Below are 15,372 nucleotides of genomic sequence, written 5' to 3' on the forward strand. Positions count from 1 at the left end.
TCTCGCCATGAAACGCAATGAGCGCAACAAACGACTGCAACGGCAACGGCTGCTGCGTGTCCTGATGGTCGTGGGCGTGCTGCTGGCGGTGATCAGCGTGCCCTCGTTCGCCCAGGAAGAGCGCATCAAGGACCTCGCCAGCATCGCCGGCGTGCGCAGCAACGGCCTGATGGGCTACGGCCTGGTGGTGGGGCTCGACGGCTCGGGTGACCAGACCAGCCAATCGCCGTTCACCGTGCAGGCGCTGCGCAATTTGCTCACGCAACTGGGCGTGACCATTCCGCCGGGGGTGAACCCGCAACTCAAGAACGCGGCGGCGGTGATGGTGCAGGCGGAATTGCCGGCGTTTTCCCGTCCCGGGCAGATGATCGACATCACCGTGGCCTCGATTGGCAACGCCGGGTCGCTGCGCGGCGGCGCCCTGTTGATGACCGCCCTCAAAGGCGCCGACGGCCAGGTGTATGCCGTGGCGCAGGGTAACCTCATCGTCGGCGGCTTTGGAGTGGAAGGCCGTGATGGCTCGCGAATTTCGGTCAACGTGCCGTCGGCAGGCCGTATTCCCAATGGCGCGACGGTGGAGCGCGCCGCCCCCGCCGCCTTTACCGATGGTCGTGTGGCGCTGCAGTTGCACACCCCCGACTTCACCACCGCCGCGCGCGTTGCCAGCACCCTGAATGCGGTTTACGGCGCGGGGACCGCGCAGGCCGAAGATGCCGTCACCATTCGTCTGGCGCCGCCACACCCCGATCAGCGTGTGGCGTTTTTGTCCGAACTGGAAAACGTGCGGGTCGAAGCCGGGCAGGCGCCGGCGCGGGTGGTGGTCAACTCCCGCACCGGCACCATCGTCATTGGCGAGAGCGTGCGCGTGCGCCCCGCGGCGGTGGCGCACGGCTCGCTGTCGGTCACCATCGCCGAGCGATTCGAGGTCAGCCAGCCCAACCCTTTCGGTGGCGGCGACACGGTGGTGGTGCCGAACACCGAAATCAGCGTTGCGCAGCAGGGCGACGGCCGCATGTTCCTGTTCGATGCCGGCGTGAGCCTTGCCGAAATCGTCCAGGCGGTGAACCAGGTGGGCGCAGCGCCGGGCGACCTCATCGCCATTCTTGAAGCGCTGAAGCAGGCCGGGGCCTTGCGTGCGGAGTTGGTGGTCATCTGATGCTCGCGACGCCGCTTGACGGTCGCGTCGACGATCTTCGCGTGACCGCGAAGGCGCAAACCCCCGAAGCCGCGCGCGAAGTGGCGCGGCAATTTGAGGCCCTGTTTGCCCAGCAACTGCTGTCGGGTTTGCGCAGCACCGCGCAGGTCCCGGGCAGCGGTGTGCAGGATTTGGGCCCCATGCAGTCGATGCTCGATCAACAGATGGGCGCGCTGCTGACCCACGGCAAGGGCCTGGGTCTGGCCGAACAATTGATGCAGCAGTGGCAACAGTTGGGGCAGGTGGCGGCACCCGTCGCGGGCGAGACCCGCCACGTGCTTTCAGCACTGGGGACCGGACCTGCGCGCGTCATGCCGGCGGCGCCCGACCCCACGACCTCGTGGCAATCACGGGCACGAAAATTTGTCGAGGACCTGCTGCCCTTGGCGCGCGAAGCGGCCGGAAAGCTGGGCGTCGCGCCGCAGGCGATCATCGCCCAGGCGGCGCTGGAAACCGGCTTCGGTCGTCACCAGCCGGGCGGGCAGTCGAACAACCTGTTCGGCATCAAGGCGTTTGCCAGTTGGCGCGGCGCCAAGGTGCAGGCCGAGACCATCGAAGTGCGGGCCGGGCACACGCAAACCGAATCGGCTGCCTTCCGCGCTTACGACAGCGTTCGCGACAGTGTTGGCGACTACGTGGCGCTGCTCAGCCAGCCTCGCTATACCGCTGCTCGGAACACCGGCGCCGATGTGGCCGGTTTTGCACGCGGCTTGCAGCAGGCCGGGTATGCCACCGACCCTGACTACGCCCGCAAAATCACCGACATCGCCCAGCGCATCGTGCGTGAGGGGTGGGTGCCGTGAGTGATTTATTCAGCATTGGCCGCTCGGCGCTGAATGCCTATTCAACGGCGCTGGCCACCACCAGCCACAACGTCGCCAACGCCGCGACGCCGGGCTTCAGCCGCCAGCGCGTTGACCTGGTCAACCAGCCGCCCAATGGCGCCATCGGCAACGGTGTGCAGGCAGCGCAGGTGCGGCGTATCAACGACACCTATCTGCAGTCGCGTCTCACCGATGACGGCGCGGCGGCAAGTCGCCACGGCACCGCGCGCGACCTGCTGATCCGCGCCGACAAGATGCTCTCTGATCCGCTCGCGGGGCTCGCGGCACCATTGCAGACCTTCAACACGGCAGTGCAGGGATTGATGGCCGATCCGGCGTCGCTGTCGGCGCGCCGTGTGGTGCTCGCCGAGGCGCAGGGCATGACCGACCGCTTCGCCCAGCTCGACACCGGCTTCGCCCAGTTGGACCGCGAAATCGACGGGCGTATGGCCAGCACGGTCAGCGCCGCCAATGGGCTGATCGACAACATTGCCAAGCTCAACCAACGCATCGCGCAAAGCACCGGCGGGGCCGGGGGGCTGCCGCCGGGTGACCTGCTTGACCAGCGCGACGAAGCGGTCCGCCAACTCGCCGAACAGATTGGCGTCACCACCCTGGTGCAGGACAGCGGCGCGCTGTCGGTGTTTCTCGAGGACGGCCAGCCGCTGGTGCTCGACGGTCAGGCGCGTCACCTGAACCTGGTCGCCACCACGGCGACCGGCCGTTATCGCCTTGAGCTGGACGCCCCCGGGGGTCCGGTCCCGGTTGGGCGGCCAGCGGGCGGCGTGATGGCCGGCCTTCTGGACGCGCGCGCCCAGGCCGTCGATGCGCCGCGCGCGGCCATGAGCGTGCTGGCCAGCGAAATCGCCACTGCGTTCAACGCGGCGCAGTCGGCGGGACAAGACCTCGACGGCAATCCAGGCGCAGCCCTGTTCAGCGATCCGCCCTTGCGGCTTGCCCTCACTGACCCTCGCCAGCTGGCCCCGGCCGGTCCGCCCCCCGCCGGCGTGGCGGACAACAGCGCATGGAACTCGGCGGCGGACTTCAGTGGCGCCGCCGTGAGCGCGCGTGCGGCCGAGGTCGTCGGCCAGTTGGGCGTCTCGACGCAGCAGGCCGACGCACGTGCCTCGGCCGCCGAGTCGTTGGCTGGACAAGCCCTGACGGCCCGTGAGTCGGTCTCCGGCGTGAACCTGGATGAAGAGGCAGCCAACCTGCTGCGCTACCAACAGGCGTATCAGGCGGCTGCCCAAATGATTGCCACCGCCGACACGGTGTTTCAGACCTTGCTGTCAGCGGTGCGGAGATAAGCCATGCGCGTTGCCACCGAAACCCTGTTTCGCACCTCCACCGGCTCGATGCAGACGCACACCACGCAGTTGGCCAAGGTCCAGCAGCAGATCAGCAGCGGGCGACAGTTTCAGCATGCGCACGAGGCGCCTGCCGCGTCCGCCAGCGTCATGGAATGGGAGGCTGCGCTGACCCGTATCGACGCCCAGGGCGCCGCCGCGGGGCGTGCCGGGCATCGGTTGGGGCTGACCGAGAACGCGCTGGACGATGCACGAGTGATCACCGAGCGCGTCAAGGAATTGCTGGTTTCGGCGGGCAACGGTGCCTTCAACAATCAGGATCGCGCCCTGGTCGCGGTCGAGCTGGATGGCCTGGCGGCCGACTGGCGGACGCTCGCCAACCGTGACGATGGCAGCGGCCAGCCCCTGTTTGGCGGCACCGCCTTGGGCAATGCATTCGACGCCGCCGGGGTTTACCGAGGCAGCCCGGACAATCGACGCGTCGAAGTCGCCGACGGCCAGCAGGTGCGTGACGGCATTCCCGGCGACCAGGTGTTCGGCGACATCGGCGGCCAGAGCAGCTTCGCCTGGCTCGACGCTGCCGTGCTGGCGGTGCGTGAAACCGACCCGGCTGCCCGCAAACTGGCACTGGACGAGGTGCAGACCGGGGTGGCCGCGATGGCGCTCAACACCGAATCACGCCGCACCGAAGTGGGCGTGCAGCGTGCCGCGCTGGATCGTGCGGCAACCTGGCGAGACACCGCGACGTCCGAACTGACGCAGTCGCTGGCCCGCCTGCGCGACACCGACCTGATCGATGCGGCCACCCGCTTGAGTCAGCACAGCACGCAGTTGTCGGCCGCACAGACGGCCTATTTGCAGGTGTCGTCACTGTCTCTGTTCGACCGCCTGCGGTAGGCTGCGCGCCCCGCGAGGGCCCTTGCGCCCCGGGGCACGATCCTTGCTTCGCGCAGGGGTACATTCGCAAAGGGTTCCCGAGTCTGTCTGCAGGCGTTCATTTTGGTTCGCCAGACTGCTGCGGTTTCGGGAACGAGGTAACGCTCATGCTTGGTCTACGCATGCTCGGCAGGTCGCCGGCCCTTGGCTTGGCGTTGTTGGGATTGATGAGTTTGGCGCCGGGCGCGCAGGCCGTGGTGCCGTGCACCGTGGCCACGCAGGTGGGGCCAGAGACGCACTTGGCGGCGACGCTGGGTGATTGCGTCGCGCGCCTGCAGCGCGCCGAAGCCGTTCCTGACGCCGATGGGCGAATTTACGGGCAGTACGGACCCATCCGCCTGGCCGTCTCGCCGCGCCGGGCGCTGCGCTTTTATGACGACAGCCACACCTGGTCAGTGCTGCAAGGCCACGGCGGCTGGATCGGCCGAAGCCCTGCAAAGCCGCCGGTTCGCGTTGCCAGGGCACGAAGCGCCATCGGTCAGACGCCTGCTCTGCCAACCGACGCTGCGTCAGCACAGCCGACGGCGATGACCTCGCCGGCACGCACGCACGGCGCGCGGCGGCCAACGTTTGCCGAAGCGCTGGAGGCCGCGCTGGCCGCACCGCTGCCCGCGCCGGTAGCGCCCGCCCTGAAGCCCGTGCCCGACACCCTGCGCTTGCTGCAGCGGGCGCTGATCAGCCACGGCTTTCAGGCGCGTTCGCCCAAGGGTGGCGGCTGCGGCGTTCAGGTCGATCAGCAGTGGTATCGGCTGACCACCGCAAGCCTTCCGGACTGCGCGCTGCAGTTGGCGTCGGTGGGCCGCAAGGCGCCCCGCCTGCGGCTGGTCACCGCAGAATGGAACGGTCAGGCGCTGTGGTTGGGGCCGGACGCGGTTTACCAGAAGAGTCGCAATGGATGGGCGGTCGCCGCCGGTTATTGAGCTGGCAGGCACAAACGGCCCGGTCCTGAAGGGGTATGCGATACTCCGCGCCCTCAATTCTCAGGATGGGAGCGTCCAGTGCTCGATTGGTTGATTCCGGTGGCTCACGCCCAGCAGGCGGCACAGCCGAACGCATTTGTGCAGTTCATTCCGCTGATTCTCTTGGTTGTGGTGTTTTATTTTCTGCTGATCCGTCCGCAGATGAAGCGCAACAAGGAACACAAGGCGTTGATCTCGTCATTGGCAAAGGGCGATGAGGTGATCACCAGCGGCGGCCTCGCCGGACGCGTGGTGACTTTGGGCGAGGCTTATGTCGGTATCGAAGTGGCCGACGGCGTCGAAGTCAAGGTGCAGAAGCCCGCCATCAGCAGTGTGTTGCCCAAGGGCACGCTCAAGGCGCTCTAATTTGTCGCGGTTGTCATGGAATGCGGGCGGGTTGACCGCCCGTATCGCGTTATGAAGCCCTTTCCGCTTTGGAAAACCGTTGTCATCGTGCTCGCCCTTGTGTTCGGGGCCTTGTACGCCGCGCCGAATCTTTTTGGCGACGATCCTGCCGTACAGATCTCGGTTGCCGAGGGTGAGCTCTCGGCCCTTGATGCGCCAATCGCCACGGCCATGGACGAGGCTGGACTGACGCCGCTGAGCAGCCGGGTTGAAGGCAACCGGTGGGTGGTGCGCTTCGCCGATGCCGACAGCCAGCTCGAGGCCGCCGAGGTCCTTCGCCGGGCCTTGGGGCGGGGCCCCGTGGTGGCCCTGAGCAGCATGCCGAAAACCCCCACCTGGCTGATGGAGATCGGTGCCAAGCCGATGAACCTGGGGTTGGACCTGCGCGGCGGCGTGCATTTTTTGCTCGAAGTGGACTTCGATGACATCAACGTGAAGGCCCAGGAACGTTATCTCAACGACCTGCCGGTGCTGCTACGGCGCGAGAACATTCGCTACACCGGCCGCCGCGAGGCGGGCAATGCGGTGGTCATCGAGTTTGACGACGCCGAGCGTCAGGCCGTCGCCCAGGCCGCCATCGCCGAGGAATTTCCCGAAGTCGACCTCGTCGTTCAGGGCGCCGGCAGCAAATTCGCACTCGAGGCGCGGCTGAGCGAAGCCGAGGCGCAGCGACTTGCCGATTTTGCGGTACAGCAAAACCTCACCACGTTGCGCAATCGCGTCAACCAGCTCGGCGTGGCTGAGCCGATCGTCCAGCGTCAGGGTCCGTCGCGCATCGTCGTGCAGTTGCCTGGCGTGCAGGACACCACCCGGGTCAAGGACCTCCTTGGTGCGACTGCGACCCTGGAATATCGCGCGGTGTCTGAAGAAGACGCATTTCTGGCTGCCCGCACCGGGGTCGCCCCGGTCGGCACTGAGCTGTTCTACACGCGCGACGACGAACGCCCCGTGCTGCTGATGCGCGACACCATCGCCGCCGGCTCACAACTGATCGACGCCTCGGCAACCATTGACGAAAACGGCCAGCCTGCGGTCAGCGTGACACTTGATGGCAGCGGCGCACGGCGCATGCTGAGCTTTACCGAACGGAATGTCGGCAAGCCCATGGCGGTGTTGTTCCGCGAGCGCGAGGTCATCACCAATTACAACGCCAAAGGCGAACCGATTCGCGAAACGCGGCAGATCGAAGAAGTTATTTCCATTGCCACCATTCGCGGCGTCTTCGGCAAGCGCTTTCAGACCACCGGGCTTTCCAGCGCCGAGGCGCATGACTTGTCGCTGCTGCTGCGTGCGGGCGCGTTGGCCGCGCCGGTCGACATTGTGGAAGAACGTACCGTGGGCCCGAGCCTGGGCGCCGACAATATTTCGCAGGGGCAATTGGCGGCGGTGATTGGTTTGCTGGTGGTGGTCGTGTTCATGGCGATTTATTACAGCGCCTTCGGCATGCTGGCCAATATCGCTTTGGTGGTGAACCTGATTTTGATCGTGGCCATCATGTCGATCTTGCAGGCCACGCTGACCATGCCTGGTATCGCCGGCATCATTCTGACGCTGGGTATGGCGGTGGACGCCAACGTGCTGATTTTCGAGCGTATCCGCGAGGACCTCGCCGACAAAGTCAGTCCGCATGAGGCCATCGAGTCGGGATTTAGCCGGGCCTTTCTGACCATCGCCGACTCGCAATTGACCACGCTGATTGCGGCGGTCGTGCTGTTTGCGCTCGGCAGCGGACCGGTCAAGGGCTTTGCTGTGACCCTGACGGTGGGCATTGCCACCTCCATGTTCACGGCCATTGTCGTGACCCGTGCGCTGGTTCATCTGTTTTTCGCGCGTCGCAAACTTTCCGGCGTTCCGGTTTAAGGAATCACCATGCGTTTTTTATCGCGGGTTCCGCGTATCGATTTCATGGCCATCCGCAAGCCGATGATGGTGTTTGCAGCCTTGGTCACCGTCGTCAGCATCGGATTGGTGATCGCGCGGGGTCTGGCGTTTGGCCTCGACTTCACCGGCGGTGTCCTTGTTGAAGTGAGCTTCGACGGCCCGGTTGAGTTGGACCCGATTCGCAGCCAGATGGCCGAGATTGGCCTCGAAGGCGCCACGGTGCAGTATTTCGGCACGTCCTCAGATGTGCTGATTCGTGCGGCCCCTGACGCCGGCGCCGACGCGGACGAAGTGTCGACGCAAATCATTAACACACTGGCGGCGCACGCCGACCTTGCCCCCGAGTTGCGACGCGTCGAGTTCGTTGGCCCACAGGTGGGCGACGAGCTGGCCACTGACGGTGCATTGGCGGCCTTGTTCGCCATCATCGGCATCCTCATTTATGTCGCGTTCCGGTTTGAATGGAAATTTGCGCTCGGTGCAATCACCGCCACCGTGCACGATGCGGTGCTGACACTGGGCTTCTTTGCCTTGTTCGGCATTGAATTTGATCTGACCGTGCTTGCCGCGATTCTGGCGCTGATTGGTTATTCGTTGAATGACACCATCGTTGTTTATGACCGCATTCGTGAAAATTTCATTGATGCCCGTCGGTCAAACGCGGTTGATGTGGTCAATCTGTCTGTCAATCAAACGTTGGCACGCACCATCGTCACTGGCGGGACCACACTGTTTGTCCTTTCGGCGCTGTTTTTCCTCGGCGGTGCTGCGGTTCACAGTTTTTCGATTGCCTTGATCGTCGGGATCATTGTGGGCACCTATTCGTCGGTGTTCGTTGCCAGCAGCATGGTCATCTTGTTGGGCGTGACGCGCGAGGACATGTTGCCTGCGCAGGAAGAAGTTGACGAAACGCCCTGATAATCAAAGCAGGGATTTTCTATAAATCCCCTTGGTTTTTCGGGTTAACAGGCTTTATGATGCCGGTCCCGGATATTAATTAGAGGAACGTCATGCCGAGCTACAACGAGCTTATTAATCAGATTGAAGCACTGAAGCGGCAAGCTGAAGATGTTCGTCGTCAAGAGCTGAAGTCGGTCATCGACGAAATCAAGGTGTCGATGGAGAAGTACGGCATTACCCTGTCGGATCTGCAATCGGCGATGGGTCGCGGTGGCAAGAAGAAAACCACGGTTGCGCCGAAGTACCGCAACCCGGCGGGTGGTCAGACGTGGACCGGTCGCGGTCGCGCGCCGCGCTGGCTCGCCGATGCCGAGGCCAAAGGTCAATCGCGTGACGCCTTCCTGATTCGCTAATTGCTGGCAAGCAGATCCAAAACCCGGCCGCCGCGCCGGGTTTTTTATTGCCCGGCGCCTAAAATAGGGAATGGCCACCTATCTCGACCACAACGCGACAACCCCGATGGCGCCCGAGGTGCTGGAGGCGATGCTGCCCTATCTGCGCGGGCCCTACGCCAACGCCTCGTCGCTGCACCGTCTTGGTCGGGCGTCACGCGATGCGATCGAGGCCGCGCGTGCCGAGGTGGCCGAGCTTTTGGGCGCGCAACCGTCACAGGTGATCTGGACCTCCGGCGGCACCGAGGCCAACAACCTGGCCATCAAGGGCGTGATGCACGATGGCGGTCGATTGCTCTATGCGGCCACCGAGCACCCGGCGGTGATGGAGTGCGCCGAATCGCTGAGTGATGCGCGAACCCAGGTCGAAGCCATCGGCGTTGATGAGGGGGGGCTGATCGATCTTGACCGCCTGCGGGCGCAGCTTGCGCAATCGCCGGTGACCCTGGTCTCGGTGATGGCGGCCAACAACGAAACCGGCGTCATTCAGGACGTGGCGGGCCTCGCACGCGCCGTGCATGCCGACGCCGAGGCCCTTTTCCATGTCGATGCCGTGCAGGCGGCGGGCAAAATGGCGGTTGACGTGCAGCGCATGGGCGCCGACTTGCTGACGGTCTCCAGTCACAAGCTTTACGGCCCCAAAGGGGTTGGTGCGTTGCTGCGCACCGCCCCGGTGGACTTGTGGCCTTTGCATCACGGCGGGGCCCAGGAAGGTGGTTTGCGCGGTGGCACCGAGAACGTCGCGGCCATCGTCGGCTTCGGCGCGGCGGCGCGGTTGGCCCAGACGCGCCTGGATGCGCGGACGGTCCATCTGCAGCGGCTGCGTGAGCGCTTCGAGGCCGGTCTGGCGGCAATACCCGGCGTCACGCACTTCGCCGCGCAAAGCCTGCGCTTGCCCAACACCGTGCAGATGGCCTTGCAGGGCTGGGCCGGCGAGACCTTGCTGATGGCGCTGGACCGGCAGGGCTTCTGTGTCTCCAGCGGCTCGGCCTGCGCCATTGGGCACGGTGCGCCCAGCCATGTGCTGGTGGCCATGGGGGTGCCCGATGCGCTGGCCATCGGCGCCATCCGCATCAGTTTTGGCGAGGCCAACACCGACGATGACGTGGACCGCCTGCTCGCCGCGCTAACCGGGCTGGCCCGGCAGGGCGCGCGCTGATGCCCCCCGCCTGGATTGCGCTGGACCACGCTGCCACGACGCCGTTGGCGCCCGGCGTTTTCAGCGCCATGCGGCCGTGGCTCGAGGACGCTGTGGGCAATCCGGCATCCGATCATCGCGCCGGTCGTGCGGCGCGGGCCGCGGTGGAGTCGGCGCGCGAGGCGGTGGCTGAGCTGGTCGGCACCCCGGCCGACAGCCTGATCTGGACCAGCGGCGCCACCGAGTCGATCAACCTCGCGATCAAGGGTGTGCTCGCCTTCCATGGCGATACGCAAGCGCACGTGGTCAGCTCGCGAATCGAACATCGCGCCACGCTCGACACCCTGCGCTGGGTCGCGACACAGGGCCACAAAGTGACGTTGCTGAGCCCCGACCGATACGGCCAGATCAGCGTCGACGCGGTAATGGCGGCGCTGACGCCGGCGACGCGGCTGGTCAGTCTGATGTGGGTCAACAACGAACTGGGTACCTGTACCGACGTGCCGACCCTGGCCGCCGCCCTGCGCGCGCGCGGCGTGCTGCTGCACATCGATGCCGCCCAGGCGGCGGGCTGGCTGCCGATCAACTTGGCTGAAACGCCCATCGACCTGCTGTCGTTGTCGGCGCACAAGCTCGGGGGGCCGAAAGGCATTGGCGCATTGGTGGTCGGGCGGCGCCCGCGGGTGCGGCTCAGCCCCTTGCTGCACGGCGGCGGTCAGGAGCAGGGCATGCGCTCGGGAACCCTGGCCACGCATCAGATTGTCGGCTTCGGTGCGGCGGCGATCCACAGACTGCCGCAGCGCCAGGCGCTGGCGGCCCGCACCGTCAGCTTGCGCGAGCAGTTGGCCGCACGGTTGATGGCCGACGTGCCCAAATTGCAGCGCAACAGCCCGATCAACGGCAGTCCGCACATTCTCAATGTCAGCATTCCCGGAGTGGACGGCGAGAGTCTGCGGGCGAGCGTGCCGGATGTCCTGCTGTCCAGCGGTTCGGCGTGCTCGTCGGCGACGCGCGAGCCGTCGTTCGTGCTCCGTGCACTGGGGCACGACGACGCACTGGCCGATGCCTCGCTGCGGCTGTCGCTGGGAGAAGGCAGCACCGAGGCCGATGTGGAGGCCGGCGCCGACCTGATCGCGGCGGCGGCGTGGCGGCTGCGCGGCTTCGCCTCGGGCCAGAATCCCGCGGCCACGCCGGAACTCGACAACCTGTTTGCTTACATCCCGGCAGTCTGGGCGCGCTTTTGCCGTCCGGATGCGGTGGGTGAACTGTCCGGGGACGACGTGCGCACCTTGGTGGCCCGCTCGCGCAGCGACGCGGCCTGGCTGTCGGTCAGCGTCCGGGTGATCGACGGCCGCGTGGTCGAGGCCCGCTATCGGGGTCTGGGGTGTCCGGTCACCCTGGCGGCCGGGCAGTGGTGGGTGGAACAAATTCGTGGCTGTGACGTCTCAGCCTTGCATCGAGACTGGCTGTCGGCGGTACGGTCGGCGCTTGAAATCGCCCCCGAGAAGTCCCACTGTGCAGTGATGATCGACGATCTGGCGCAGGCCCTGATGGCCACGCCAACGTGAATGGAGTTTTGCCATGGATGACCCCCAAGTTTTTGCCACCGAAGCGGTTTCCCTGACGGCGGCGGCAGCCACACGCATCCACAAGCAGTTGGCGCAGCGCGGCAGCGGTGTCGGCCTGCGGGTGGGCGTCAAGCGCTCGGGTTGCTCAGGCTGGGCTTACACGCTCGATTACGCCGACACGGTGGGCGCTGACGACGCGGTGTTCGAGTCGCACGACGCCAAAGTGGTCGTGGCCCGATCACATCTTGAACAGCTCGGCGGCATCACCGTGGACTTTCAACGTGACGGCCTGAATGAGCGGTTCGCCTTCATCAATCCCAATGTGAAGGGCACCTGCGGGTGTGGTGAAAGTTTCGCGGTCTGAACGGCCACCGGTTTGCGAGGTTTTTCCGGCGTTTCGCGGTCTATCGGCCCGTGGCGGGGAGGCCGCCGGTTATACTTTGGGGCTTTCTTGTCGGCACCGCGCTGTTCGGGTTGCCGCCTTCACCGTTTCCAATCCCCAAGGAGTGACCCGTGGCTGTTGAACGTACGCTGTCGATTATCAAGCCCGACGCAGTGGCAAAGCATCACATTGGCGAGATCATCGCGCGTTTTGAAAAAGCCGGCCTGAAGCCGGTTGCCAGTCGCATGATGCACCTCACCGACCGCGAAGCTGGCGGTTTCTACGCCGTGCACGCCGAACGACCCTTCTTCAAGGATCTCGTCAGCTTCATGACCAGTGGTCCAGTGCTTGTGTCGGTGCTTGAAGGTGAAAACGCCGTGGCCGCCCACCGCGACCTGATGGGGGCCACTGACCCGAAGAAGGCTGAAGCCGGCACCATTCGCGCCGACTTCGCCGAAAGCATTGATGAGAACGCCGTGCACGGTTCCGACAGCCTCGAGAATGCGGCGGGCGAGATCGCCTACTTCTTCCGGGCCATCGAACTTAGCCCGCGGACCCGCTAAGGCCTTGACCGCACTGCCGCGCGCCATGACCACCGAACCAATCCTTGTGGTGCCCATGCCGGCGGCGGTCAAGCCGTCGGCGGACGGGCGGCGCAACCTGTTCGGCATGGATCGCGTGCAGTTGCGCGATGCCTTCGAAAGCATGGGCGAAAAGCCGTTCCGCGCCGATCAGGTCATGCAGTGGATCTACCGGCGCGGCGTTGGCGACTTCGAGGCCATGTCCAACCTCAGCAAGGCACTACGTCAGCGCCTGGCCGAGCATTTCGTGGTCGGCACCCCCGACGCCGTGGCCGAGCAAAAATCAAAGGATGGAACGCGCAAGTGGGGGCTGAGACTGGCCGGTGGCAATGCCATCGAAACCGTGTTCATCCCCGAAGGTGATCATGATGCGCCGCCGGTGGCCAGTGGCCAGCCGCGCTATCGCGGCACCTTGTGCGTGTCGTCGCAGGTCGGTTGTGCGATGGACTGCAGTTTCTGCTCCACCGCCCAGCAGGGCCTGAACCGCAACATGACCACGGCCGAGATCATCGCCCAGGTCTGGTTCGCGGCGAAGCAGTTGCATTGTGATTTTCAGAATGAGCGCGACATCTCCAACGTCGTGTTCATGGGCATGGGTGAACCCCTGGCCAACTACGGCGCGGTGTTGCCGGCCATTCGCATCCTCCTGGATGACTTCGGCTTCGGTCTGTCAAAACGTCGCGTCACGGTGTCCACCAGTGGGTTGATTCCGTTCATGGACCGCTTGCGTGAAGACGTCGACACGGCCTTGGCCGTCTCGCTGCACGCGCCGGTCGATGAACTGCGCAACACGCTGGTGCCGATCAACCGCAAGTATCCGATCCGCGATCTGATGGAGGCCTGCCGCCGCTACACCGCTGGCAAAGATCGCAAGTCGCACATCGTCTACGAGTACGTGATGCTCGACGGTGTGAACGACCAGCCGGCCCTGGCGCGCGATCTGGCCAAGCTGCTTGGCAACATGCCGGCCAAGGTCAACCTGATTCCCTGGAACCCGTTCCCCGGCGCCGCATACCGCACGTCACGACCCGAAAATGTGAAGGCTTTCGCCGACATCCTTCGCCACAAGGGCATTGTCACCACCACGCGCAAGACCCGCGGCGAAGACATTGACGCCGCGTGTGGGCAGTTGGTGGGCGAAGTGCAGTCGCGGCAAAAGAATCGACTGCGCGGCATTCCGGTGGTGACGCAATGAGGCGCGTATGGCTGCCGATCATGGCGATGTGCACCGTGCTGTTGGTCGGCTGCGCGACCACACCGTCGCTGGATGCCGAGACCGAACGCGAGTCCGCCGGTATCCATTTCCAGCTCGGTGTCGAGCACCTGCGACGCAACCAGTACGGGAAGGCCGAAACCAACCTGCGTCGGTCGCTGGCGCTCGATGATCGCAGCGCCGACACGCACACCGCCATGGGCGTGCTTTACCAGCAGACCAGCCGCCCCGACGACGCCGAAAAATCGTTCCGCCGTGCGCTGACGCTGTCGCCCGACAACCCGGCAGTACAGAACAACCTGGGCGTTTTTCTCTGCGAGCGTGACCAGCGCGATGAAGGCGAGCAGTTGCTGCTCAAGGCCGCCCGTTCGGCGCGCTATGTCACGCCGGAGGCGGCGTGGACCAACGCCGCTGTCTGCATACGGCCGCTCGCCGCCGATCGTGCCGAGGGTTATCTGCGGCAGGCACTGAGCGTCAACCCCTTGTTTCCCGATGCGCTGCTGCAAATGGCGTCGATCAGTCTCTCGCAGCAGGAATATCTGCGCGGCCGGGGCTTTCTTTCGCGCTACGAATCGCTCGGGCCGCCGCTGCCTGAATCCCTGTTGATGCGCAGCCGCATTGAACGTGCGCTGGGGGATGTGCAAGCGGCGCGCAAGTACGAGCAGCAGTTGCTGACCACTTTCCCCGAATCGCCTGAAGCCGAGCAGGCCGCCCGAGAATGACCTCCTCCGATCCCGATCTTTCACCTGACGAACGTGACCCCGGCGCCGTGCCACAGCCGCCGAGCCCGCCCGTGTCGCCACCATCACCCGGCACCCAGCTGCGCCGTGCCCGAGAGGACGCCCATCTCACCCTCGAAGATTTCGCCGCGCAGACCAAGCTCGCGCTCGGCACCTTGCAGGCGCTGGAGGCCGACGACTTTGCCGCCCTGCTCGAGCCGGTGTACGTGCGTGGGTACTACCGCAAATGTGCTCGGCTCTTGGGCTTGTCTGAGGAGGCGCTGATCGAGGCCTATAACGCGCGCGTCAAGCAGACACAGCCGCAGGCACCGGCGCGCATCCGCCTCTCATCCGGCACGGCCGAGAGCCGCAGCGGACTTGGTCGACTGCTCGGGCTACTGATCTTCGCCATCATCGTCGGTCTGCTCGCCTACTTATGGTTGACCCGGCCCGACGCCGCTCCGTCGGTGGGCGAGGCTGACGGGCAGGCTGTGCCTGAAGCGGCCATCACCACGACGCCCGCAGTCGATGCGCTGGCCGAGACCGAACCCGCGCCGACCGAGGCGCCGCTCGAGGCCGTGCCCGCGGTGCCCAGCGCGCCGGCGGCGGTTACCGAGGCGCCGTCGGCAACCGACGCGCCGGATGCCGTTGCGGGCGAACCAACCGTGCGTCTGCAGTTTCGCGAGACCTCGTGGGTGCGCATCAACGACGCCGAGGGGCAGGCTCTGCTCAATGGCCTCATGGATGGCGGCACCTCACAGACCATCAGCGGCGCGCCGCCGTTGAGCCTGTTTTTCGGCAACGCCCCGGGCGTGGCGCTGGAGTTCAACGGTCAGCGTGTGGACCTGAGCCCTTACACGCAAAGCAACAGCACCGCGCGGCTGACCTTGCCGCCGACCAACTGACGCAGGC

The 15,372-nt window shown here is 65.4% G+C and carries 16 protein-coding genes; all 16 read left to right on the forward strand.

The window, feature by feature from the left end:
• The first annotated feature begins 7 nt into the window (after nt 1-7).
• Nucleotides 8-1,156, forward strand: a complete 1,149-nt coding sequence (locus tag U741_RS0108290; RefSeq protein WP_052378631.1) for a flagellar basal body P-ring protein FlgI — start codon at nt 8-10, stop codon at nt 1,154-1,156.
• Nucleotides 1,156-1,998 (forward strand): flagellar assembly peptidoglycan hydrolase FlgJ, encoded by an 843-nt coding sequence (gene flgJ / locus U741_RS0108295; protein ID WP_052378632.1) that lies wholly within the window; start codon nt 1,156-1,158, stop codon nt 1,996-1,998. Before U741_RS0108290 ends, flgJ begins: the two co-directional genes overlap by 1 nt.
• Nucleotides 1,995-3,326: a flagellar hook-associated protein FlgK gene (gene flgK, locus U741_RS0108300; protein WP_161776162.1), complete on the forward strand. Its 1,332-nt coding sequence runs from the start codon at nt 1,995-1,997 to the stop codon at nt 3,324-3,326. Before flgJ ends, flgK begins: the two co-directional genes overlap by 4 nt.
• 3 nt (nt 3,327-3,329) lie before the next feature.
• A complete protein-coding gene (locus U741_RS0108305; protein ID WP_029890015.1) occupies nt 3,330-4,223 on the forward strand; it encodes a flagellin N-terminal helical domain-containing protein in 894 nt (297 codons plus the stop codon).
• 146 nt (nt 4,224-4,369) lie between these two features.
• On the forward strand, nt 4,370-5,182 hold the full coding sequence (locus U741_RS0108310; protein ID WP_152551545.1) for a hypothetical protein: 813 nt from the start codon (nt 4,370-4,372) through the stop codon (nt 5,180-5,182).
• Nucleotides 5,183-5,260: 78 nt separating this feature from the next.
• The gene (gene yajC, locus U741_RS0108315) at nt 5,261-5,587 is read left to right on the forward strand and encodes a preprotein translocase subunit YajC (protein WP_084154749.1); all 327 of its coding nucleotides are present in this window, start codon (nt 5,261-5,263) and stop codon (nt 5,585-5,587) included.
• A 51-nt stretch (nt 5,588-5,638) separates the two neighbouring features.
• Entirely contained in the window at nt 5,639-7,486 is a 1,848-nt protein-coding gene (secD, locus tag U741_RS0108320) for a protein translocase subunit SecD (protein ID WP_029890018.1), read from the forward strand.
• Between the two features lie 9 nt (nt 7,487-7,495).
• Nucleotides 7,496-8,425, forward strand: coding sequence for a protein translocase subunit SecF (secF, locus tag U741_RS0108325; RefSeq protein WP_029890019.1), 930 nt, complete (start codon nt 7,496-7,498; stop codon nt 8,423-8,425).
• 92 nt (nt 8,426-8,517) lie between these two features.
• A complete protein-coding gene (locus U741_RS0108330) occupies nt 8,518-8,820 on the forward strand; it encodes an H-NS histone family protein (protein WP_029890020.1) in 303 nt (100 codons plus the stop codon).
• A 70-nt stretch (nt 8,821-8,890) separates the two neighbouring features.
• Nucleotides 8,891-10,018 (forward strand): cysteine desulfurase family protein, encoded by a 1,128-nt coding sequence (locus U741_RS0108335; protein WP_029890021.1) that lies wholly within the window; start codon nt 8,891-8,893, stop codon nt 10,016-10,018.
• Entirely contained in the window at nt 10,018-11,565 is a 1,548-nt protein-coding gene (locus U741_RS0108340) for an aminotransferase class V-fold PLP-dependent enzyme (protein WP_161776164.1), read from the forward strand. The genes U741_RS0108335 and U741_RS0108340 overlap by 1 nt, the downstream gene beginning before the upstream one ends.
• 13 nt (nt 11,566-11,578) lie before the next feature.
• A complete protein-coding gene (locus U741_RS0108345) occupies nt 11,579-11,929 on the forward strand; it encodes a HesB/IscA family protein (RefSeq protein ID WP_029890023.1) in 351 nt (116 codons plus the stop codon).
• A gap of 149 nt (nt 11,930-12,078) precedes the next feature.
• Complete coding sequence (ndk, locus tag U741_RS0108350; protein WP_029890024.1) at nt 12,079-12,510, forward strand: nucleoside-diphosphate kinase; 432 nt, start codon at nt 12,079-12,081, stop codon at nt 12,508-12,510.
• A gap of 55 nt (nt 12,511-12,565) precedes the next feature.
• Complete coding sequence (gene rlmN / locus U741_RS0108355; protein WP_029890025.1) at nt 12,566-13,723, forward strand: dual-specificity RNA methyltransferase RlmN; 1,158 nt, start codon at nt 12,566-12,568, stop codon at nt 13,721-13,723.
• Nucleotides 13,720-14,463, forward strand: coding sequence for a type IV pilus biogenesis/stability protein PilW (gene pilW / locus U741_RS0108360; protein ID WP_084154750.1), 744 nt, complete (start codon nt 13,720-13,722; stop codon nt 14,461-14,463). The genes rlmN and pilW overlap by 4 nt, the downstream gene beginning before the upstream one ends.
• Entirely contained in the window at nt 14,460-15,365 is a 906-nt protein-coding gene (locus U741_RS0108365; protein ID WP_029890027.1) for a helix-turn-helix domain-containing protein, read from the forward strand. The genes pilW and U741_RS0108365 overlap by 4 nt, the downstream gene beginning before the upstream one ends.
• Nucleotides 15,366-15,372: the final 7 nt, after the last annotated feature.

It is taken from the genome of Polycyclovorans algicola TG408 (genome assembly GCF_000711245.1).
In the GTDB taxonomy this organism is placed as follows: domain Bacteria; phylum Pseudomonadota; class Gammaproteobacteria; order Nevskiales; family Nevskiaceae; genus Polycyclovorans; species Polycyclovorans algicola.